This is a genomic window from Flavobacterium sp. N2038 (genome assembly GCF_025947185.1).
Lineage (GTDB): Bacteria > Bacteroidota > Bacteroidia > Flavobacteriales > Flavobacteriaceae > Flavobacterium.
Window position 1 is genome coordinate 4,638,609 of sequence record NZ_CP110001.1, and the last position, 24,857, is coordinate 4,663,465.

The window sequence follows — 24,857 nt, forward strand, 5'->3', positions numbered from 1 at the left end:
ATTTTTAAATTAATATTTCATAATTAAAACTCTAGTATTCAAGAGTTTGCATGGCATGCGCCGGTATGGTAATAGTTGTTTTGGTTGTATTATTTGAAAGGGTATAAACCACTTCATTATCTGATGAATTCATTACAACGGTAATGAATTTTCCATCTGTATTTTTAAATGATGTACTCAACAAGCTTTTGTCACTGCTGTTAGCTTCGATTCGTTTAGCATTTGGTCTGATGAATTTGGACAAATGTCCTATGTAATAATACATGGGTGTATAAATCAATTCGTCTTTTGCAGTATCGGCATGAATGGGTGAAAAACAAAAATTCCCCACATGATTTGGACCTCCATTTTGATCCAGAAGAATATTCCAATCCGTCCAGGCCACTGTTCCGTTGTTAAAATCATTGATCATGTTGAGTCCGTATCGCTCTGCATTTCCCCAAAACTGAAACTTTGCAGCGTCAAATCTTTCGATGCATCCTTCGGTAAATATTAGGTTTTTGTTTAGAAATGCTTTGTGAACTTCTGCAACCGATTCGAATTTTGGTGCTCCGCCATTCCAGGTTTCATACCAATGAAAACCAATTCCCCAAGCATATTTTGAAACTTCAGGATCTGAAAAAACCAGATTAGCTCTTTTTTCCAGCATATCTCCGCGATTGTGATCCCAAATAATGATATTTTTAGAACCCAGATTTTCTTTTACTAAAGTTGGACCAAGAAAATTTTTAAGAAAATCTCTTTCAGCTTCGGGGGTATAGATACATGATTCCCAACTTTGACTCGCCATTGGTTCATTTTGAATGGTTAATCCCCAAATCGGAATTCCCTCTTTTTCATATGCTTTTATAAATTTTGCATAGTAATTTGCCCACGACTGAGCAAATTCAGGCAATAAAACGCCGCCGTGCAAAATATCATTATTGTCTTTCATAAAAGCTGGGGGACTCCATGGACTAACAAATAAGGTTAATTTTCCGCCGGCTGTTTCGATTGCTTTTTTGATCAGTGGAATTCTGTATTTTCTATCATGATCAATACTGAAGGTTTTTAAATCTTTGTCTCCCTCAGCAATGTAGGTATAACTTTGGCTGCTAAAATCGCAGCTATGAATGTTGGTTCTGGCTAAAGTATAACCTATTCCTTTGGTTTTATCGTAATAAGCGTTTAGAAGCTCCTTCTGTCTTTCTGAAGATAATTTAGCAAAGACTTCAGCACTTGCATCGGTTATAGCGCCGCCAATTCCAAGAAAGGTCTGATGTATTTTTTTCGGATCTACAGTAATAGAAACCGTTGATTTTTTTTGTGTTGATGTAGGGATTAAATCATTTGATAATGATAATCTCATGTTCGTTTTTTCGGCAGTAGTATAAACTTTTATTTTTGAGTTTGGTTTAGATGCTGAATCAGCCACAACCTTTGACGAAGAACAACTTAATTGCAGAATTAATAGGGGTATTATTAAAATTTTATAGGTTGATTTCATGTCTTTAAATGCTATTAAAAAAACTAAGGGCTAAATAAATAGCCCTTAACTACTAATAAAATAAATTAATAAACTAAGGTTTGGATTGCGTGCGCCGGTATTTTCACGACTGTCTTTTCTGTTGCAATGATCAGGTTATAGGTAATTTCATTATTTGTATGATTCATTACTATGGTTGTCATTTTCCCGTCTGTATTTAAAAATGAAGTACTTAGCAAATAGCTTCTGCTTACTGAAGTACTTACACGAACTGCATTTGGACGAATGAATTTTGAGAAATGACCAATGTAATAATAAGATGGTGTATAAATTAATTCACCAGTTGTAGTATCTGCATGGATTGGAGCAAAGCAAAAATTACCAACGTGATTTGGTCCTCCAAATTGGTCCAAAAGGATATTCCAATCTGTCCAGGCCACGGTTCCGTTGTTAAAATCGTTGATCATTGAAGTTCCGTATCTTTCGGCATTTGCCCAAAATTGATATTTGGCTGCATCAAATTTTTCGACACATCCTTCAGTAAACATTAGTTTTTTATCCGGATATGCTTCATGAACTCTTGCAACATTTTCAAACATTGGCTGTGCACCAGTCCAGGTTTCGTACCAGTGAAAACCCATTCCCCAAACATACTTTGATGCTTCAGGATCTGAGAAAATTACGTTTGCTCTTTGCACCATTAAATCACGATTATGATCCCAGGCAATAATTTTAATTCTTTCTAAACCTTCTTTTTTAAGAGTTGGCCCTAAGTAATTTTTCAAAAAATCTCTTTCCTCTTCGGCAGTATACAAACAAGATTCCCATGTTTGTGTTGCCATTGGCTCATTTTGTACTGAAGTTCCCCAAATTGGAATTCCTTCTTTTTCATATGCTTTTATAAATTTCGCATAAAAATTGGCCCATGGCTGAAAGAATTCAGGAAGTAATTTTCCACCTTTCAGGACGCTTTTATTGCTTTTCATAAAAGCATTTGGTGACCATGGAGTTGCATAAGTTGGCAGTTTACCTCCGGCCGTTTTGATTGCCTGTTTTATTAACGGAATGCGATATTGTCTGTCATGTTCAATTGAAAATGTTTTTAAATCCTTATCGCCTTCTTCTATATAAGAATAGCTTGCACTACTAAAATCTGAACTCTGAATTGTAGTTCTTAGTAATGAATAACCTATTCCTTTTTGAGTGTCGTAATAAGCATTTAAAAATTCAGTTTGTTTTTCTTTTGAAAGTTTAGCAAAAATCTCGGCACTTGCGTCAGTAATAGCTCCTCCAATTCCCATAAAAGTCTGGAATTTTTTTAGTGGCTCAACAAAAACGGATATTTCGGTCTCAACTGGCTGTTGTGATGCTGTAAATGATAAATTATCTGTAGGGGTTAACCTTAATTTTGTATTATCTGCAGTGGTATACACTGTGATTTTTTTGTTATTTGTTGTAAATCCCTGTTGTTGTTTTTGACTTTTCTGCTGCGAAAATGCAACTAAGGAAAAACATAGACAAGTAATAATAAAGCCATTTTTTTTCATTGTATATGTTTTATAATTAAAACTTATTTGCAAAATCTGATTTTAAAAATAGCCCATAATCAAAGAGAATATGGGCTATTCTGGCAACCAAACTTAACTTAAACTTAAACATACATTTAGTATCTTTTTTTAAGGCTGAGATTTTTATCTCAGCCTTTTACACAAGTACTATATCTGTTTTTGGAGAATATTAATATCCTGTATTTTGAATCATTTTTGTATTGTTGAATTCGCTGTAAGGAATTGGGAAAGCTTCATTTTTATTTGCTGTAAATCCTTTGAATGCAAGTTTTGCAGCAGCCTCACCTGTTCTGATTAAGTCAAACCAACGGTGTCCTTCTCCCGCAAGTTCTAATCTTCTTTCTTGCTGAATTGCTGCAAGAGAAACTGGTACAGGATCTAATCCAACTCTTTTTCTAACAGCATCAAGAAGTGCCTGGGCTCTTGCTCCTGTTCCTCCCAAAGCTTCTGCTTCTAATAAATAAGTATCAGCTAAACGAATTACATAAGTATTGATACCAAAGTTCAGAAAAGGGTTTGATGCTTTAATATCAGCATTAACCGGTGCATATTTAATAAAGTGAAATCCTGTCTCTTGGTAACTGTCTGTATACTTAATAAATGCATTTGGATCATCTTTATCTCCGCTTGCTCTTTCAACAGCAGCATCAAAAATAGTAGATGCGTAACGCGGATCTCCTTGCATAGCAACTTGTAAATCTTTAGTAACGACCATGAACCCCCAACCATTAATATAATCCGGCAAAAGTTTATCTACGCCACGAGGATATCTTGAATAATCTCTCATACCCATTAACTGTGCTGCTACGTTACCTTCGTCATCACCTCTTTCAAAATTACCCCAATCAGCATTTGATTTGTCTGAATAACTGATTTCAAGAATGGATTCTGAATTAAATTCATGCAAATGATCCCATAGTTGAGAAAAATTATCCATTAGCTTATATCCAAAACTACTAGCTTGTCCCGGAGTTGCACCGTTTACTTTAGCCAATTCTGCAGCAGCTTCTGCTTTTTTATTATCAGATAAATAGGCTTTTCCTAAAAGTGCAGTTGCAGCTCCTTTTGTCAATCTTCCTAATTCGCTAGGAATTAATGTCATTGGCAGATTCGGAATTGCTTCTGTTAAATCTTTTTCAATTTGTGCATAAACTTCTTCTGGTTTAGCCTGTACAATTGTCGAAATTTCGCTCTGAACTACCGGAGCTAATATTAGCGGAACATTTTTAAACATTCTTACAAGGTCTAAATAGTAATAAGCGCGTAACGCTTTAACTTCTGCCGTGAATCTTGCTTTTTTAGCTTCATCCATAGTAACTCCGGGAAGTTTTGCAATCATGATATTACATCTTGCAACTCCTTTAAAATAATCTGCCCAAATGTTTGGCGGAATATTGGTTGGAGTGATAGAATAGTTTGATGCGACCTGAAGTCCTGGCTGGTCACCTGCTCCTCCACCTCCTGCATAGAAATCATCTGATGCAGAGTTTAAGAATAATAGTGGCGCATTTTCCATTGCTCCGGCATGTTTCCCTAATTTATCATAAGCTGCTACTAATCCAGAATAAGCTTCTGTTTCGTTTCTGTAAAAATTATTTTCAAGTACAACTCCATCTCCTTTTACTTCCAGCTTTTCATCGGTATCGCACGATCCAAGTGCCAATAACACTCCAAATGCGACAAATGATTGTTTAAAACTTATAAGTTTCATAATATTTTATTTTTTAATTAAAATTGCAAATTAACTCCTAACATGTACGATTTTGCCTGAGGATAAAAACCTCTGTCAACACCTTGTACATTGTTCATTCCAGCAGCAGTTTGTCCTCCAATTTCAGGATCAAAACCAGTATACTTAGTAATTGTAAATAAGTTTTCTCCAGTTAAATAAAGTCTCACTTTTGTTAATGAGATGCTGCTTATCCATTCTTGTGGGAATGAATATCCAAGCTGAATTGTTTTAAATCTGAAGAAGTCACCTTTCTCTAAATTGAAATCTGATGGGTTAGTGAAGTTTTTGTTCTTATCTTCTGTTGTAACTCTAGGATAACTGTTTGTTGATCCTGGTCCTGTCCAACGACCTAAAACTTCTGTCTGATAGTTTGCATTTGTAATATCAAGTCTTCTTAAACCTTGGTAAATCATGTTTCCTCCAGCTCCCTGACCAAAAACTAATAAGTCAAATCCTTTGTAATCCATGTTTAAAGTAAATCCATAAGTAAATTTAGGCAATGATGTTCCTAAGAAGTCTCTATCGTTACCATCAATTTTACCATTTCCGTCAAGATCCTGCCAACGGAAATCTCCAGGTTTAGCATCTGGCTGAATAATTTGTCCTGAAGCACTTTTATAAGCAGCAACATCTTCAACTGTCTGAAAAATTCCGTTTGTCTTAAATCCGTAGAATGAATTGTAAGCCTCACCTACCTGAGTTCTGTTGATCTCATAAGAAGTTGACTGTACTGTTTCGTCACCTGCTAAGAAATTAACTCCTTTGTCAATATAAGTAACTTCATTTTTGATATAAGAGAAGTTTCCGTTTACAGAAAGGTTCAATGCTCCAAATCTTTTTTTGTAGCCTAACTCGATATCAACCCCTTTATTTTGCATATCTGCTAAGTTGGCATAAGTATCACCACTTGCTCCTACAAATCCAGGAATTGGCACTTTCATTAAGATACCGCTTGTTTTTTTGTTGAATAAATCAATACTAAAGTTGAAATCATGGAAAAGCATACTTTCAAAACCAATATTTACTTGTTTCGTTTCTTCCCATTTCAAATCAGGGTTTGCAATTCCGTTTGGACTTTGTCCAGGAGCTGGTGTTCCGCCAATTGTATAGTTTCTTTTGTTACCAATTGTAGAAAGATATAAGAAATCCGGAGATGAGTCATTTCCTGTTACACCATAACCTCCTCTAATTTTTAAGGTGTTTACCACATCATTTTCTTTCCAGAATCCTTCTTTAGAAGGTACCCATCCAAGAGACATAGAAGGGAAAGTTCCGTATTTGTTGTTTGGTCCAAATCTTGTAGAACCATCACGACGAATAATCCCTGTGAAAATATATTTTTCTTTGTAATCGTAATTTAATCTTCCAAATAAAGACTCTACTCTGTGTTCTACAGCTTGTGAATTATAAGCATTAACAAATTTATCCGCTAACGGAATATCAACGTTGAAAGAAGCTTCTGAGTGATTTGTTGCAGGGATCCCCTGGTAAGTTGCATCATTTCCAGATGTAATATTGTCTACATAAGTTCCTTTTCCTATTAAGGCACTGAAATTATGATCTCCAAACTTTTTAGTATAGTTTAAAGTATTCTCCCAGTTCCAGCTAAATGACTTTTTGTATGATCTGAACAACTCATTCTTGTCTCTTTTTGTAGCTCCGTTCAAGAAATAAACCGAGTAAAGTTGTCAGAACCATAATAAGCCAATTTTGCACCAGCTGTAGATCTAAATTTTAAACCTGGCAATAATTCTGCTTCGATGAAAATGTTACCCACAAAATTATCAGCAAAATCATTATTTCCTAATCTGGTTTGAGTATAAGCTAATGGGTTAGTATTTTCCTGAGTTACAATTGTAGAAATACCATAGTAATTTCCATTTGCATCTTTTAGTGTATTTGGATTAGCATAGATTGAACCAGGTCCAGTTTTAGAAGGATCAGTTTCGATCATTGGAGTTAATGGATCTAAGTTAATTGCAGATGCCAATGGACCTCCAAACTCATCATTTACGTTACCAATACCAATTGTTTTTTCGTTAGAATATCCTAAAGTCTGACCAATCTTAATGTATTTACCAATTTTATGATTAGAGTTCAAACGGATATTTTTTCTTGTATAATTAGAAATATCAGTTGTTATAATACCTTCCTGATCTGTTATACCAAAAGACATATAAAATGTAGATACATCATTACCACCGCTGAAGCTTAATTCATGGGAATAACGTTGTGCGTGATTGTTAAAAATAGCATCCTGCCAATTTGTTCCTGCACCATAGTTTATAGGATTTCCTGTAGCATCTTTAGTTGGGAATTTTTCACCTGCATTACCACCATTTTTAAACGCTTCGTTTAATATTGTAACATAATCTGAAGCACCTAGCAGATCCAATTTCTTTGCTGCTTGCGATGTACCTGCATATCCTGTATAGTTTACAGAAATTTTACCTGCTTTACCTTTTTTAGTTGTCACTAAAACAACTCCGGCAGCTGCACGAGAACCGTAGATTGCACCTGAAGCACCATCTTTAAGTACCTCGATAGATTCAATATCAGATTGATTCAAATATCCAATTCCTCCATTGTCTACCACAACACCATCAACAACCCATAAAGGATCATTATTATTTAAAGTAGTAAAACCACGAATACGGATTGTAGATGCAGATCCTGGCTGACCTGCATTTGCAGCGATCGAAACCCCTGAAACTCTACCTTGTAAAGCCTGTTCAACTCTCGTAATTGGCAAACTCTCTAAATCTTTTGCTTTTACACTTGAGATTGCACCTGTTACAACACTTTTCTTTTGGGTACCATATCCTACAACAACAACTTCATTTAAAGTTTGAGACTCCGGACGCAATTTAACATCCAGTTTAGTTTTACCGTTGACTGCAATCTGTGTCGTTTCATAGCCAACAAAACTTACTGTTAAAGTTCCATTAGAAGGAACAGCAATCTGAAACTTTCCGTCAAAGTCTGAAGCAGTAGCTTTATTAGTGCCTTTAACAGAAATTGTTGCTCCCGGGACGGGCATTCCACTTTCATCATTTATGGTTCCAGTAACAGTAGCATCCTGCGCCATTGCAACAACTGAAAACAGAAGAGACGAAATACAAAAAATAAGTAATTTTGTTAATTTCATTTTTCTAAAAATTTTGGTTAATTAATTAGTAATTTGATGCAATAATAAAGTTTAATTTAACTATCAACAATAAAAATTCCTTACAAAAACACATCAAAGCTTAATTTATTACGCTACAAAAACACATCAAAATATTTTTAATTATTTAAAAACCAATCATTTATAAAAAATATTTTATTGTTATAAAAATGTTAAGTAAAAAAATAAACACTACATTTATAAAATAATTACTATTTCGATGTATTTTCAAAATAACTCCACGAAATCAGAACATTGTAAATAATAAATCAAAAAACAAATCGCTTTTTAAAACATTTCTAATAAAAATACATTCTAATTTTTATGAAATTCATAAATACAATCCTAACTATAATAGCAATTATTTTCTTACAAAACAACATTTCCGGTCAGGTGAAAAATATTGGATTGCCTGCCATTAAGAACTATAAAAGATCAGAATACAAAGGAGGCACTCAAAACTGGAGCATAGATCAGGATAAAAAGGGTAATATGTATTTTGCCAACAATAGTGGTTTAATACAATTTGACGGTTCAAGCTGGTATAAATATTCACTTCCTACCAAAACAGAAATCAGGAGTTTAAAAATTGATTCTGCAGGAAAAATATTTGTTGGTGGTAATAATGAATTTGGATACTTTAAGAGCAGCGACAATGGAACCTTAAAATACTATTCATTGTCTAAATTAATAAGTAAAAAAGACAAACAGAATATTAACTTAATCTGGAGAATACACATATTTAATGGAGAAATCATTTTTCAGTCTTTCACAAAGGCATTTATTTTCAAAAACAATAAACTTACTTTAATAAATGCACCTAAAAAATTTCAGTTTTCCTTTTTGGTAAACAATCGCCTATACTTTCAGGACAAATCATTAGGGATTCTGGAATATAAGAATGGTCGTTTAGCTCCAATAAAAGGAACAACTGTATTCAATGACAAAGAGATTTGGTCCGTATTTCCGCTTCCAAATAACAAAATGCTCTTAGCAACTTTAGAAAAAGGGCTTTTTATTTATGATAATCAAACGGTCAAACCATGGGAAACGGAAGCGAATACTTTTATAAAGAAAAACACCTCATTGGGAGGCTCCTTAATAAAAGGAAGATTTATTGTCCTAAACTCTGTTCTGGACGGATTTATTATCTGTGATTTAAACGGAAAAATAATTCAGCATCTTAATCGTCAAAAAGGGCTTCAAAACAATACGATTCTAACCTCTTTTGTCGACAATAAAAACAACGTCTGGTTAGGCCTTGATAACGGTATTACTTTTATAAATGAAAACGCTCCTTTTTCTTATTTTGACTATAGCTATAATATAGGTACAGTATATGCCTCAACAACTTACAAAGGTAATCTGTATGTAGCAACCAATCAGGGGTTGTTTTACCATTCCTGGACCGAACCTTTTAGAGACAGTCCGTTTATCCGGGTTGAGGGGACCATTTCTCAAGCCTGGAATATTCAGGTCTTAAATGATGTACTTATCTGCGCCAGTAATAGTGGTGCATTAGTTATTAATCAAAATAAAGTATCCAAAATACTAGACAAAAAAGGTTATTTCGGATTCAAAAGCATTCCAAATCACGAAAATTACATTATAGGAGAAAGTTATAACGGCTTTACGGTTTTTAAAAAATCAGCTGATGGCTATGAATATTCCAATCAAGTTCAGGGATTTGATGAAACAACAAATACTTTCTCTATAGAACTGGATGAAAATTATTTGTGGCTGAAGAAAGATTTAAGCCTGTATCAAATGAAATTATCTGATGATTTAAAGAAATTTGATATGATCCAGAAACACCAATCGATTTCATCCTTATATCGTGGAATAGGAAGTCTGCAAAGCATACAAAATAAAGTCTACTTTCAGACTCACAATCATTTTTTCAGATTTTCAAAAGAACAGGAAACCTTTTTTGAAGACAAAAAAATAAGCAATTTATTTACCAGTATTCCAATCATAAACACATTAATTGAAGATTCAGAAGGGAATTTATGGTATGCTTTTAATGAGTCTCTGGGCGTTTTAACAAAAAACAAAAATGGCTCTTATACCAAAAAACAAGCACCATTTTCTAACCTTACCGGAAATCTGGTAAACAATTACATTTCTGTAAATACCATAGATCCTAAAAATATTTTTATAGGATTAACTGATGGTCTTACGCATTATGACTCTAAAATACCTAGTACGTTTATTACTAAGCCTAAGGTTTTTATTGCCAGTTTCTCATTTCCGGGAGACACCATTCTGACTGGAAATCTGTCTGAAAATCAAAAAGCATATAGAATTCCTTATAGCTCAAACCATGTAAAATTTACCTTTTCGTCTCCGACTTATGAAAATCAGGAAAACGTAATGTACTCCTACAAACTGGAACCTTTTGATGATAATTGGAGAAATTGGTCTACTGTATCTATAAAGGAGTACACAAACCTGAGAGAAGGAACTTATGTTATGAATTTAAAATCGCGAAACAGTTATGGAATCGAATCCAGTATTAATCGCATTCAATTTACAATTTCACCTCCATGGTACAGACATTTTCTCGCTTATTTACTTTATTTTATTTTAGTCATTACCGGAATTTATGTGATATCAAACAGAATTAAATTAAAAATCAGAAAAAACAAATACTACGAAACCATCGAGCAGCGTAGATTATATCTTGAAAAAGAGTCAAAAATCAGACATGAACAGCATGAACTGGAAAAAGAGATCGAGAAACTAAAAAATGACAAACTTCAAATAAAAATCTTATCAAAAGATAAAGAACTAGTAAATAACTCTTTACAGGTTGTAAAGAAAAACAAAGTTCTTAACGGAATCATCACTAAACTTAAAGATATTGACACAAACATTCTGGATGATTCAACAAAATTTGAATTCAATAAATTACATAAAAGCATAGTAAAAGAAGTCAATACAGATAAAAGCTGGAAAGATTTGGAAAAACACATTAAAAATGTGCATTTCGAGTTCCTAAAACGATTAAAAGAAAAATACCCCACAATTTCGCCTCGTGAACTTGATTTATCGACTTATTTATTAATGAATATGTCAACAAAAGAAATTGCAGAGATCATGAATATTTCAACCGGAGGAGTTGAGCTGGCCAGATACCGATTAAGAAAGAAACTGGGGTTAAATAAAAAAGAAAACCTGATTGGTTTCTTAATGAGTATTTAAAAAAGATGCCATTCGATAAACCGAATGGCATTTTTTTATGAAATAAATTCTAACGTTCGCTCGAGAGCCATTCCTCTGGAGCCTTTTATTAAAATTGTATTGTTATTAAAATGAATTGTTTTAAGATAGTCTGAAAAAGCTTCAAAAGTTTCAAAAAACTGAATATTACTTTTTGCAATTTTATTAGTATAGAAATCTTTTCCAATTAAATAACAAACAGATACTTCCTGATTCGATAAAGAATCCACTATAGCTTTATGTTCTTGTTGACTTTCTTCTCCCAATTCAAACATATCACCTAAAATCATTACTTTATTCTCACTGTCTAATTGAAGAAAATTAGTAATTGCTACAGCCATACTGCTTGGATTAGCATTATAAGCATCTAGTATAATTTGATTTGATCCTTTATTTAATAACTGAGATCTGTTATTAGCAGGAATATAGTTTTCTATGGCCTCTTTTATGGCTTCGTCATTAACTTTAAAATAGGTACCTATAGAAACTGCAGCATTTATATTATTTGCATTATAAAGTCCTATTAAATGAGATTTAATAACAAAATCACTATAGTCAATAACAACAAAAGGATTGGCGTTAATGCTTTTAATGCTAAGATCTGCCGTAGCATTATTTACTCCAAAAGTAAACTTTTCAATTCCATTTGATTTATCTATCTGAATAGGATCTTCTAAATTAACAAAGACAACTTTGTCATTTTTTGCAAGATACTGGTACATTTCACTTTTCCCTTCAATCACGCCCTGAACACCTCCAAAACCTTCAAGATGCGCTTTTCCAAAGTTGGTGATATAACCAAAATCCGGCTGGGCAATTTCACATAAAAATTCAATTTCTTTTTTATGATTTGCTCCCATTTCTACAATTCCAATTTCAGTTTCTTTTGTAAAAGAAAGCAACGTAAGCGGAACTCCGATATGATTGTTTAAATTACCAACTGTGGCTTTGGTTTTGTACTTTTTAGACAAAACAACATTTATAAGTTCTTTGGTTGTAGTTTTTCCATTGCTGCCCGTTAAAGCGATTATCGGTAACTTTAAATAGCTTCGGTGAAATTTTGCAAGCTCCTGCAATGTTTCTAAGCTGTTTTTTACCAAAATTGTTCTTTCGTCTATCAAATACGATTCGTTGTCAATAACAACAAACAAAGCACCTAATTTCAAGGCTTCTTCAGCAAAAGTATTAGCGTCAAAATTCTCCCCTTTAATAGCAAAAAACATTGATCCTTTTTCAATCTTTCTGGTATCAATTGAAAGCGAATTACATTGCAAAAATAAACTATGAATGTCCTGAATACTCATTTATATAATTTTTTATAGGTGATAAAAGTAGAAAAAAAAGAATAAAAAAATTCCAAATTCCATACTGAATATTCAGCTTTTGGAATTTGGAATTTTTTATTAAAATTTCTAAATCTTAGTTCCTTGGTGATTTTCTTTTTTCAGCTTTAGAACCTACTCTAGACATTGCACATCTGAAACCAATGTAATCAGTTGCCATATCCTGAGGGAAATATCTTCTTTGAGCCGGATCTAACCAATATGCTCTGTCTCTCCAAGAACCTCCTTTGTAAACTCTTACTTTATCATCGATTAAAGTTGTACGTTTACTAGAGTTATCATATTTTCTGATCATTTTTCCTAAACTGTCAGTTGTAACATTATGTTTAGGAGAATTGTACATTGCCTGATCTGCTTTTGGACCTGACTCTGAATCTCCGAAGTCAAAATATCTAGAAGATTGTTTATCACCATCTCTGTAGTTGATATTATCACTTTGACTAAAGTTTTGTCTTAAATATGTTTCTTGTTCATCAACAGGTATCTGAGCAATTTCACCTGGAAGGTTTCTTGCAATCACTTTACCGTTGCTTAAAGTATCGTATTTAATGTTAGCTGTAGAAACGATTTCAATTTTACCGTCTTTACCAATTTTATTTTTAGCATATTGATTTCCTCTATAGTAGTTAAAATCATTTGCTTCGTTATCAATAATAGGTCTGTAAACATCGGCAACCCATTCTGCAACGTTACCAGCCATATCGTATAATCCGAAATCGTTTGGTGCGTAGCTTTTTACAGAGTTTGTGATATCTGCTCCATCATCAGACCAGCCCGCAATTCCACCGTAATCACCGTTTCCTTGTTTAAAGTTAGCCAATTGATCTCCTTTGTTTTTACGTTTTGACGAACGAGTATAATCTCCGGACCAAGGATATTTCTTTTGTCCTTTGTAGATGTTATATTCTCTTTGTCCAACATCAGCAGCGGCAGCATACTCCCACTCAGCTTCAGTTGGAAGTCTGTATTCCGGTAAGATAACTCCTGAAGAACGTTGTGCATACACATTTTTCTCTTCTGGAACTACACCGTCTTTTCCTGCTTTAGGTCTTCTTCCGTTAGGGTTTTTCTTTAATACTAACTCTTCATTTCCTCCATAAGTTGTAGATGGAGACGCAACGTAAGCTTCAGTATTAAATAAACTTTCAGCACTTACATCATTTGTTTTAGCACCTTTTTTAAGATAACCGTTTTTTTCTAAAACTGCCTCGTTCACACGGTCAGTTCTCCATTTACTAAATTCAACAGCCTGAATCCAGTTTACACCAACTACAGGATAGTTTGCATAAGAAGGATGTCTCAAATAGTTGTTAGTCATCGTTTCATTATATCCTAAACGATTTCTCCAAACTAATGTATCTGGTGATGCTCCTTCGTAAATGTTTTTGTAATTTTCTTCTGTTGGAGGGAAAACTTTTTTCAACCACTCCAGGTATTCTAAGTACATACCATTGGTAACTTCGGTTTCATCCATATAGAATGACTGAACGTGTTGTTGGGTTGGTGTGTTATTCCAATCGTGCATAACATCATCCTGTACTTTACCCATTGTAAATGTACCTCCTTCAACAAAAACTAAACCAGGACCAGCCTGTTGTTTTTTTCCTGCATTTCTAGCAGCCGTTCCATTTTGACTATCTACATCCCAGCCAGTCGCTCGAGAAGCGTGAGTGGAACTCGATTTTTTGCTACAACTAGCCGTGCCCAACATCAATACCATTGACATCATTAATTGCAAGGCTACAATTTTGTTTACTTTCATACTCATTCTTAGGTGATAAATTTAGGTGCTGCAATATAATAATTAACATTTAATTAGCAACATCTGTTCTAATAATTTTATTTAGCTGTTTTTTACCAGAAAATAACCTATAGTTACGAACGCAAAAATATACTTTTTATTATTTACTATAACATGAAATACTATATTTTTACTTACTAAAATATTTCTTAAATAATTTCATTTTCATTACCAATGAAACAAGCCTTAATATTAAGTTTTTTTTTAATTCCATTTCTTTCGTTTTCTCAGTTAAACGGCAGCTTCACGGTAGATTGGCAGAGCAAAAAAGAAATGACTTATGGTGATTTAAAAACAACCATTCCTTACTTTTCGGGCAATAGTTTTCGATATGATACTACTAAAAAAAGCATAACATTACTCTTAAACGTTAGCGAATCGGGCAACTCAACCAACTCTTCGGTTCAGATTTCCAACGTAAATTATGAAGCAATTTCTATTAATGATCTTGGCGATTTAACAACCGAAAATATTCCCGAAAAACCAAATGAAACGTTAAAAATCGCCTCGTCAAGAGATAAAAAACAAATTTTTCTATCGCTTTCACCTATTATTAAAGACGGAAATGGTTTCAAAAGAATTCGTTCTTTTTCTTATTCCTCAAGCAATACTACATCAAAAAACAGCAACACTTTTTCCACACAAAAATCAAATGCCATAGTCAACTCTGTATTAGCCTCAGGAGATTGGTATCGCTTCTACGTAGAAAAATCAGGTGTATATAAAATCTCCAGATCTTTTCTGCAAAGTTTAGGGTTTGATCCCGGAAAAACAGACCCAAAAAGGATTAAAATATACGGAAACGGCGGAAGAATGCTTCCTTTAGCAAATAGCACATACTACCCGGAAGACCTGACAGAAAATGCAATCCAGGTTATTGGAGAAAATGACGGCGTTTTCAACAATGAAGATTACATTCTTTTCTATGCCGAAGGAGTTGAAAACTGGAACACAGAAAGCCAGACCAATCTTAACCTATTTGACACAAAATCCTACTACTATATTACTGATGCCGGCAACGAAGGAAAAAGAATCTCTACTATAATTCAACCATCCGGCAATAGCACTCTCGAGCTAAACACGTTTGATGACTATCAATACCACGAAATCGACCAAACCAACATTGCACATTTGGGACGTCAGTGGTTTGGAGAATCATTTGACATAAATCAGGATCAGGATTTTGCCTTTACATTTCCAAATCTGGATACTTCTGTACCTGTAAAAATAGCCGTTACTGCGGCTTCAGCTGCATTTACCCCTACTTCATTTGCAGTAAGCGCAAACGGACAAAATATTGGAACTATTTCTTTCAATGCTTTAGTTTCAAGTTCCGACGTTAAGTTTTACACCGGAAAACTACCAGCAAATGCCACATTTACCGGCTCCGAAAGTGTAAAAATAAAACTAACCTATAATAACAATGGTGTTCCGGGATCAAAAGGATACCTGGACTATATCAATTTAATTGCGAAAAGAAAACTACTTGGTATTGGGAAACAATTTAAATTCCAGTATGATTTAGCGGGATCAACTGCTGGAATTGTAAATTACACAATTGGCAATGCAACAGCAATTTCTCAGATCTGGGATATTACGGATATATATAATGTATCAAAAATCGAAAACAACAATCAGGCTACTTTCAGCTTTAAGGCAGCATTAGGAGAAGTTAGAAAATATATTGCTCTCGATGGTTCAGATTATTTTACTCCTTTAAAAGAAAGTCTGCCAAAAGTTACTAATCAAAACTTAAAAGGAACACTTTTCAAAAACGCTCAAAATACTTTTCAGGATATCGATTATGTAATTATTACACCCAAATCTTTAATCTCACAAGCCGAAAAATTAGCTGCTTTTCATCGCAGCCATTCCAATTTAAATGTAAAAGTAATCACATCAGAAAGCATCTATCAGGAATTTTCTTCAGGAAAACAAGACATTTCAGCCATTAGAAACTGTATTAAATACATCTATCAAAATGCTTCCTCGACCGATAAACGAATTAAGTATGTAAATTTATTTGGAGATGCCTCGTTTGATTACAAAGACAGAATCTCAAACAACACCAATATTGTACCTATATATCATTCCCTAATTAGTAATACAATTGGCGAATCTTCATTTGCTTCTGATGATTTTTACGGGCTTATGGATCCAGATGAAGGAAATATAATTTCTTTTTTTGGAGGAATTGACATTGCCGTTGGAAGAATGCTGGTTTCCAGCAGTGCACAAGCTGCAGAAATGGTAAATAAAGTTCTGGAATATCACGACATTAAATCTTACGGAAACTGGAGAAACAACTTTGTCCTGGTTAGTGATGATTCTGATCAAAGTTCTGATGCCTCTTTGCAATCAAGACAAAATGCACTTGCAGATGTTATTGCGACACAAAAACCTTTTTTCAATATTGACAAAATAATTTTAGATTCCTATACACAAGAAGCATCAGCCGGTGGCTCGAGATACCCAAAAGCCAGAAGCGACTTTTTTGATGCTTTTGAAAAAGGAGCTCTTGTCTTTAACTATCTGGGACACGGAGGAGAAGATGGTTTAGCAAGCGAACGAATTTGGGAAAAATCGGATGGACAAAATTTAAACAATCAATTTAAATACCCATTATTCATTACAATTACCTGTGAGTTTTCCCGTTTTGATGACCCAACAAGACCAACTGCCGGCGAATATACTTTTTGGAATCCAAAAGGAGGTGCTATATCAATGCTCACAACAATTCGTGCCATTGGTCAGTTTAATGCCGAAAACTTCAACGATAATCTAAGCAAAAACCTTCTTTCTTACGGATCAAATCAATACACAACTATTGCTGAAGCTCTTCGAATTTCAAAAAACGAAAACCCAAGCTCATCCAGTAATGTTATTTTTTACATTGGAGATCCTGCATTAATGCTTGCCATTCCAAAACCGAGAATTAATTTAACAAAAGTAAATGATGTTGTTATATCACAACCAATCCCGGATTTAAAATCCCTTTCAAAGATTAAAATCTCAGGTGAAATTACCGATGAAAACAACACGCTTTTAAGCAATTACAACGGTGAATTGGCAACTGCAATCTTTGATAAATTAATCACAGCTACTACATTAAATAATGATGGATATAGCCCTGCAATGTCATTTAAAACTTTAGGCGAAACGATCTTTAGAGGAAATGCCTCTGTAACCAACGGTCTTTTTGAATTTAGCTTTGTTGTACCCAGAGATATTCGTATTCCCGTTGATTACGGACGAATTAGTTTTTATTCGAAGAAAAATCAGGCTTTAGAAAATCAATCCGGCTTTAATACCACTATAAAAATAGGAGGTATAAATGAAAATGCACCACAGGACAATATAAGTCCAAAAGTTAAGTTATATATGAACGATGAAACATTTGTTTCGGGTGGTATTACAAATGATTCTCCTTTCCTTTTAGCCTTTCTTGAGGACGAAAACGGAATTAATACAGCAAGCGGAATTGGGCATGATATCGTTGCTACATTAGACGGAGACGTAAGTAATCAGTACGTTTTAAACGATTATTATCAGACAAAATTAGACGATTATACAAATGGTAATTTGCGTTTTCCGCTTAGAAATTTAAAAGCAGGATTACATACCATTAGCTTTACAGCATGGGATGTTTATAACAATCCTGTAACAAGTGAAATACAATTTATTGTTGTTGGAGACGAATCATTATCTTTAACCCACGTTCTTAACTATCCAAATCCGTTTTCAACTTACACACAATTTTGGTTTTCGCACAACAGACCTTATGAACCCTTAGAAGTTCAGGTACAGGTTATGACTATTACCGGAAAAGTAGTCTGGACCAAAAATCAGATTATCACCACCGAAGGGTTTCTTTCCAGAGAAATAACATGGGACGGAAGAGATGATTTTGGGACCGGATAGGCAAAGGAGTTTACATTTATAAACTCACCGTTAAATCAAATTTAACAAATAAAAAAGCAGAAAAATACGAAAAGCTTGTCATCTTATAATAATATATATATTTGCAACATAAATACCATTAGTCCCAAAAATGAAAAAATTATCACTTTTATTAATTTGTTTACTAGTTATTTCTTTCGCAAAAGCCCAAGACATTGAGCGCCCAATCACAACCGGAGTTCCATTTTTATTAGTAGCAGCTGATGCGAGAGCTGCAGGTTTAGCAGATCAGGGTGTCGCAACTTCTGCAGACGTTTTCTCCCAGCAATGGAATCCTGCCAAATATGCATTCTCAATAGACAAGCAAGGTCTTTCAATCAGCTATACTCCGTATTTAACAGATTTGGCAAATGATATTTCTCTTGGTCAATTAACGTATTATAACAAAATAAACGAACGAAGTGCTTTCGCAGGAAGTTTTCGTTATTTTGGTTTTGGAGACATTGAGTTAAGAAGAACCGGAGATCCAAATGAAGTTCCTAATATTGTATCTCCAAACGAGTTTGCTCTGGACGGATCTTATTCATTAAAATTAAGCGAAACATTTTCTATGGCGGTTGCAGCGAGATATATTCGTTCTAACTTAAAAGTAGCCTCAGAAGATGTAGACGCTACCGCTGCTAAATCATTTGCAGTTGACGTTGCCGGTTTTTATCAATCTGAAGAAATCGCTTACAATGACTTCAACGGAAGATGGAGAGGTGGTTTTAATATTCAGAATTTAGGACCAAAAATCAGCTACGACAATGACGATTTAAGCTCCAATTTTTTACCTGCTAATTTACGAGTAGGTGGAGGCTTTGACTTTATCTTAGACGACTACAATAAAATTGGTGTTAGCCTTGAATTCACAAAATTATTAGTTCCAACACCTCCGGGAATAGGAACACCTGTTGACACAAACGGAGACGGAGATTTTACAGATCCGGAAGATATTACACAAGAAGAAGCCACTACAATTAGCTACAACAAATACAATGATATCGGCTGGGTAGAAGGAGTTTTTAAATCTTTTACAGATGCACCAGGCGGATTTAGCGAAGAATTAAAAGAAGTAACCTATAGTTTAGCCGGAGAATACACCTATCAGGATGCATTCTCAGTAAGAGCAGGATATTTCCACGAGAGCCCTCAAAAAGGAGCCAGACAATTCTTTTCTTTAGGGGCTGGTTTCAAGTACAATATCGTAAAAGTTGACGTTTCCTATTTATTCTCAACTTCAAAAGTTAAAAATCCGTTAGAAAACACCCTTCGTTTTTCTTTAACGTTTAACTTTGGCGACAAATACGAAGAATATTAAAAAGACCAAATAAAAAAACATATAACAATCCAAATTTCTAATTTTTTAGGAATTTGGATTTTTTTTCCCTTAAAAACAATGAAAGAAATCAGCATTACATCATCCTTTAATGTATATAACAGCATAGAAGAACTCTCAGAAGAAATTCAAAATTTAATGCAGCAGGCTATTGAAATTCGTAAAAAAGCATATGCACCTTATTCTCAATTTAGAGTTGGAGCCGCTTTATTACTGGATAATGGCAAAATAATTTTAGGTTCAAATCAGGAAAATGCAGCATATCCATCGGGATTATGTGCAGAACGCGTAGCAATTTTTCATGCCGGAAGTATTTATCCGGAAGCCAAAATACTAAAAATAGCGATTACTGCAGCTTCAGACACGAATCAGACTACAGCGCCAATTCCACCTTGTGGCTCTTGCCGTCAGTCAATTGCAGAATACGAAATTAAACAAGACACCCCTATCGAAATTTATTTTATGGGAGAAATTGGTGAAGTTTATAAATCGGCATCCCTAAAAAATTTGCTTCCTTTTATGTTTGACAAAAAGTTCTTGTAAAAAAAAGCCAAAAAGTATCGTTTAAATTTTAGTTCTTAAATGTAATGTCTTATTTTTGCATCCCGACCTTTCGGGCGCAAATTTGTGGGAGGAAACTATTTTGCGTTATAGGCAACAATTGATAACACAAACAAACTTTAGCAAAAGAAAGAATTCAGATGAAAGAAGTTACAAAAGAAGTATATTTAAAGTGGTACGAAGACATGCTACTTTGGAGAAAGTTTGAAGACAAACTTGCAGCATTATACATTCAACAAAAAGTTAGAGGTTTTTTACACCTATATAATGGTCAGGAAGCTGTATTAGCGGGCGCTTTGCACGCTATGGATCTGACTAAAGATAAAATGATTACTGCTTACAGAAATCACGTTCAGCCAATTGGTATGGGAGTTGACCCTAGAAATGTAATGGCAGAACTTTTAGGAAAAGTTACAGGAACTTCTAAAGGTATGGGAGGTTCTATGCACATTTTCTCTAAAGAACACCGTTTTTACGGAGGTCACGGTATTGTTGGTGGACAAATTCCAGTTGGAGCTGGTTTAGCTTTTGCTGATAAATATTTCAACACTGGCGGTGTTACTATGACTTACTTTGGTGATGGTGCTGCTAGACAAGGTTCTCTTCACGAAGCTTTCAATATGGCCATGTTATGGAAACTTCCAGTTGTATTTATCGTTGAAAACAACGGTTATGCAATGGGAACTTCTGTAGAAAGAACCGCAAACCACACTGACATCTGGAAATTAGGTTTAGGTTATGAAATGCCTTGCGGACCTGTTGACGGAATGAACCCTGTAAAAGTTGCTGAAGCAATGCACGAAGCGATCGAAAGAGCGCGTCGTGGAGACGGACCAACTTTCCTTGAAATGAAAACGTACCGATACAGAGGACATTCTATGTCTGATGCACAATTATACCGTTCAAAAGAAGAGGTTGAAGAGTACAAAAAAATCGACCCTATTACTCAGGTTCTTGATGTAATCCTGGATCAAAAATATGCTACAGAAGAAGAAATTGAAGTAATTGACCAAAGAGTTAAAGACTTGGTTGAAGAATGTCAAAAATTCGCTGAAGAATCTCCATATCCAGACTTACAGCAATTATACGATGTAGTATACGCACAAGAAGACTATCCATTTACACCTCATAAACTATAACATCATGGCGATTAAAGTAACAATGCCTCGTTTGAGCGATACTATGACGGAAGGAACGGTAGCGACTTGGTTAAAAAAAGTAGGCGACAAAATCAGCGAAGGAGATATCCTTGCTGAAATTGAAACAGACAAAGCAACGATGGAGTTCGAATCTTTTAACGAAGGAACTCTTTTACATATCGGAATTCAGGCTGGAGAAACTGCTCCTGTTGATTCATTATTGGCCATCATTGGTAAAGAAGGAGAAGATATTTCTGCTCTTTTAGCTGGTGGTGACGCTCCTGCCGAAGCACCAAAGCGGATGCTCCTGCTGCAGAAGCAAAAACAGAAACTGCTGCTCCAAAAGCTGCAGCTGAATTACCAAAAGGTGTTATTGTTGTAACCATGCCTCGTTTGAGTGATACAATGACAGAAGGTACAGTAGCAAGCTGGCTAAAAAAAGTTGGCGATACTGTAGCTGAGGGTGATATTTTAGCCGAAATTGAAACAGACAAAGCTACTATGGAGTTTGAGTCTTTCAATGCCGGAACATTATTATACATCGGAATTCAGGAAGGAAGCACTGCTCCTGTTGATAGCTTATTAGCTATTATTGGACCTGCAGGAACTGACATTTCAGGAATTGCCGATAACTTTACTGCCGGAGGTGCTGCAACTGCAAGCGCCCCTGCACAAGAAACCAAAGCTGCTCCTGCTGCTGAAAAAGCAACAGAAACTGTAGCTGATAATTCAAACGGAAGAGTTTTAGCTTCTCCATTAGCTAAGAAAATTGCATCTGACAAAGGAATCCAATTATCACAAGTTAAAGGATCTGGAGAAAACGGACGTATCGTAAAAAGCGATATCGAAAACTTTACTCCATCTGCACAAGCACAACAACCAGCTGCAACTACAACTGCTGCTGCGCCAAAAACTGAAACTGCCGCTCCTGCTGCACCAAAAGTTTTTGTTCCTGCCGGAGAAGTGTTTACAGAAGAGATCAAAAACTCTCAAATGCGTAAAATCATTGCTAAGCGTCTTGCAGAGTCTTTATTTACAGCTCCTCATTACAACTTAGTAATCGAAGTAAGCATGGATGAAGCAATGCAGGCAAGAGCTGCCATCAATAGCGTTCCGGATACAAAAGTATCTTTCAACGATATGGTAATCAAAGCTTGTGCTTTAGCATTGAAAAAACATCCAAAAATTAACTCTACCTGGAAAGAAGACGCTATCATCATCAACCACCACGTAAATATTGGTGTTGCTGTAGCTGTTGAAGACGGATTAGTAGTTCCTGTATTGAAATTTACAGATGCTATGAGTTTATCTCAAATTGGCGGAAGCGTAAGAGACCTTGCCGGAAGAGCTAAAAACAAAAAATTAGGACCACAAGAAATGGAAGGAAGCACATTTACAGTTTCTAACCTTGGAATGTTTGGTATCACTGAATTTAATTCAATTATCAACCAGCCAAACTCTGCAATCCTTTCTGTAGGTGCAATTGTTGAGAAACCAGTAGTTAAAAACGGTCAAATTGTAGTTGGAAACACAATGATGTTATCATTAGCTTGTGACCACAGAACAATTGATGGTGCAACTGGCGCTCAATTCTTACAAACTTTAAAACAATACATCGAAAGCCCAGTTACAATGTTGGCATAATTTCAAATTGTCAGCCTGAGCGAAGTCGAAGGTTATTATTCATAATTAAATCCCGTTTTGTTTATTCAAAACGGGATTTTTTGTTTAATTTTCATCCTCAAATTCAAAACCACACAAAATGAAGAAATTAATTCTTGTTACTTTATTTCTGACTGCTATTGCCTGCCAGAAAAAAGAGCAAACAGAAAAACCAACCAGCATTGTAGATGAACACAGCTATTCTAAACCAGAACTTGCTGTAGTTAAACACCTTGATCTTGATATTAAAGTTGATTTTGATACACAGACAATTTCAGGAAAAGCATCGTGGACAATTGACAATGTTAGCAAAGGAAATGAAATTATTTTCGACGAAAACACACTAAACATTACAAAAGTAACTTTAGGCGACGACGAAAAAGAAACAAAATTTGAACTTGGAAAAGATGTTGAATTTCATGGAAAACCACTTCACGTTACCATTGAACCAACTACAACTAAAGTAAACATTTACTACAGTACAACAAAAGATGCTATTGCATTACAATGGCTCACACCAGCTCAAACTGCAGATAAAAAGAAACCTTTTGTTTTTTCTCAGGGAGAAAGTATCTGGTCACGTACCTGGATTCCTTGTCAGGATTCACCGGGAATTCGTTTTACTTATAACGCAAAAGTTACCGTTCCTAAAGATTTATTGGCAGTAATGAGCGCAGTAAATCCACAGAAAAAAAATGATACCGGAGTTTATACTTTTAAACAAGACAAAGCAATTCCGTCTTATTTAATGGCAATTGCAGTTGGAGATATTGAATTTCAATCTATCGATAACAGAACCGGAGTTTATGCAGAACCTTCAATGCTAAAAAAATCGGCTTGGGAATTTGCAGAACTTGGAAAAATGGTTGTGGCAGCCGAAAAATTATACGGCCCATACCGTTGGGGACGTTACGATGTATTAGTTCTTCCACCGAGTTTCCCTTATGGCGGAATGGAAAATCCAAACCTAACTTTTTTAACTCCTGGTGTAATTGCAGGAGATCGCTCTTTAACAAGTTTACTGGCACATGAATTAGGACATAGCTGGAGCGGAAACTTAGTTACCAATGCAACCTGGGATGATATTTGGTTAAACGAAGGCTTTACAACTTACGTTGAACACAGAATTGGCGAAGAAATCTTCGGCGAAAAAGAATTCGAAATGCAAAATGTTATCACTCGTAAAGAATTACTTGATAACGTAGCCGAATATGGAGATACAAATCCGGACACCAGACTAAAAGTAAGTCTTACCGGAAGAAATCCTGACGACGGAATCAGTATGATACCTTATGTAAAAGGATATGCCTTTTTAAGAGTTATCGAAAATGCCGTAGGACGCGAGAAATTTGATTCGTTTATCAAAAACTATTTCGATTCGCACGCCTTCAAATCAATTACAACAGAAGACTTTGTTAAATACATCAATGAAAACCTTATTAAAGACGACAAAGTTTTAGCTGATAAAATCAAATTAGAAGACTGGATTTACAAACCGGGAATCCCATCAAATATAACTCGGTAAGTTCCGCAGATTTTGATGCCATTGATAAAATCCAAAAAAGCTGGAGAGAAACTGGCGTACAAGGATAACAAAAATCACAACACTACAGAAAAACAACATTTTATAGATCATCTTCCAGCAAGATATTACAGTAAAAGAAATGGAAGCTCTTGATAAAGTAATTTAAATGCTGTTTTTCATACTTCACAAAATCCAGAAAAATATCCGTAAATAAGGATTGTCCATTATCAATGGAGGCTTCGACTTTGCTTAGCCTGACAAAAATGTGCGCTTTTTGTGTTCTGTTTGTCATTTCGAGAAACGAGAAATCTTCACAAGAAACTCCGCAATTTTAAATCGATAATCTTTGTCGAGCTACTTACGAAGATTTCTCGTTTCTCGAAATGACATGACAA

12 protein-coding genes and 2 pseudogenes are annotated in these 24,857 nt (G+C 34.8%); 7 read left to right on the forward strand and 7 right to left on the reverse strand.

The genetic code is table 11. From position 1 onward, the window contains the following. Nucleotides 1-31: 31 nt before the first annotated feature. The 5 genes from OLM51_RS20285 to OLM51_RS20305 form a co-directional block, all read right to left on the reverse strand. Nucleotides 32-1,486 carry a glycoside hydrolase family 30 protein gene (locus OLM51_RS20285; protein WP_264552380.1) on the reverse strand — a complete coding sequence of 485 codons (1,455 nt, stop codon included), beginning with the start codon at nt 1,484-1,486 and terminating at the stop codon, nt 32-34. 65 nt (nt 1,487-1,551) lie between these two features. Continuing rightward, entirely contained in the window at nt 1,552-3,012 is a 1,461-nt protein-coding gene (locus OLM51_RS20290; RefSeq protein ID WP_264552381.1) for a glycoside hydrolase family 30 protein, read from the reverse strand. Between the two features lie 190 nt (nt 3,013-3,202). Continuing rightward, nucleotides 3,203-4,744 (reverse strand): RagB/SusD family nutrient uptake outer membrane protein, encoded by a 1,542-nt coding sequence (locus OLM51_RS20295; protein WP_264552382.1) that lies wholly within the window; start codon nt 4,742-4,744, stop codon nt 3,203-3,205. 17 nt (nt 4,745-4,761) lie between these two features. Further along, on the reverse strand, nt 4,762-6,432 hold the full coding sequence (locus OLM51_RS20300; RefSeq protein ID WP_264552383.1) for a SusC/RagA family TonB-linked outer membrane protein: 1,671 nt from the start codon (nt 6,430-6,432) through the stop codon (nt 4,762-4,764). Continuing rightward, nucleotides 6,429-7,913: a SusC/RagA family TonB-linked outer membrane protein gene (locus OLM51_RS20305; RefSeq protein WP_264552384.1), complete on the reverse strand. Its 1,485-nt coding sequence runs from the start codon at nt 7,911-7,913 to the stop codon at nt 6,429-6,431. Before OLM51_RS20305 ends, OLM51_RS20300 begins: the two co-directional genes overlap by 4 nt. A gap of 342 nt (nt 7,914-8,255) precedes the next feature. Between OLM51_RS20305 and OLM51_RS20310 the strand changes: the two genes are divergently transcribed. Continuing rightward, nucleotides 8,256-11,135, forward strand: a complete 2,880-nt coding sequence (locus OLM51_RS20310) for a triple tyrosine motif-containing protein (protein ID WP_264552385.1) — start codon at nt 8,256-8,258, stop codon at nt 11,133-11,135. Nucleotides 11,136-11,170: 35 nt separating this feature from the next. Here OLM51_RS20310 and OLM51_RS20315 read toward each other — a convergent pair whose 3' ends face one another. Both OLM51_RS20315 and gldJ read right to left on the reverse strand, forming a co-directional pair. Continuing rightward, the gene (locus tag OLM51_RS20315) at nt 11,171-12,457 is read right to left on the reverse strand and encodes a UDP-N-acetylmuramoyl-tripeptide--D-alanyl-D-alanine ligase (RefSeq protein ID WP_264552386.1); all 1,287 of its coding nucleotides are present in this window, start codon (nt 12,455-12,457) and stop codon (nt 11,171-11,173) included. A 115-nt stretch (nt 12,458-12,572) separates the two neighbouring features. After that, nucleotides 12,573-14,258 (reverse strand): gliding motility lipoprotein GldJ, encoded by a 1,686-nt coding sequence (gene gldJ / locus OLM51_RS20320; RefSeq protein WP_264552387.1) that lies wholly within the window; start codon nt 14,256-14,258, stop codon nt 12,573-12,575. A 213-nt stretch (nt 14,259-14,471) separates the two neighbouring features. Here gldJ and porU point away from each other — a divergent pair. The 6 genes and pseudogenes from porU to OLM51_RS20350 all read left to right on the forward strand — a co-directional run bounded on the left by porU (nt 14,472) and on the right by OLM51_RS20350 (nt 24,462). Next, nucleotides 14,472-18,307: pseudogene (gene porU / locus OLM51_RS20325) on the forward strand (type IX secretion system sortase PorU). A 41-nt stretch (nt 18,308-18,348) separates the two neighbouring features. Further along, complete coding sequence (porV, locus tag OLM51_RS20330) at nt 18,349-19,557, forward strand: type IX secretion system outer membrane channel protein PorV (protein WP_264552388.1); 1,209 nt, start codon at nt 18,349-18,351, stop codon at nt 19,555-19,557. A gap of 78 nt (nt 19,558-19,635) precedes the next feature. Then, nucleotides 19,636-20,118, forward strand: a complete 483-nt coding sequence (gene cdd / locus OLM51_RS20335; protein ID WP_264552389.1) for a cytidine deaminase — start codon at nt 19,636-19,638, stop codon at nt 20,116-20,118. A gap of 158 nt (nt 20,119-20,276) precedes the next feature. After that, complete coding sequence (gene pdhA, locus OLM51_RS20340) at nt 20,277-21,275, forward strand: pyruvate dehydrogenase (acetyl-transferring) E1 component subunit alpha (RefSeq protein WP_053472631.1); 999 nt, start codon at nt 20,277-20,279, stop codon at nt 21,273-21,275. Nucleotides 21,276-21,279: 4 nt separating this feature from the next. After that, nucleotides 21,280-22,919, forward strand: a pseudogene (locus OLM51_RS20345) (2-oxo acid dehydrogenase subunit E2). Between the two features lie 118 nt (nt 22,920-23,037). Continuing rightward, a complete protein-coding gene (locus OLM51_RS20350) occupies nt 23,038-24,462 on the forward strand; it encodes a M1 family aminopeptidase/hydrolase (RefSeq protein WP_264552390.1) in 1,425 nt (474 codons plus the stop codon). Nucleotides 24,463-24,857 lie beyond the last annotated feature (395 nt).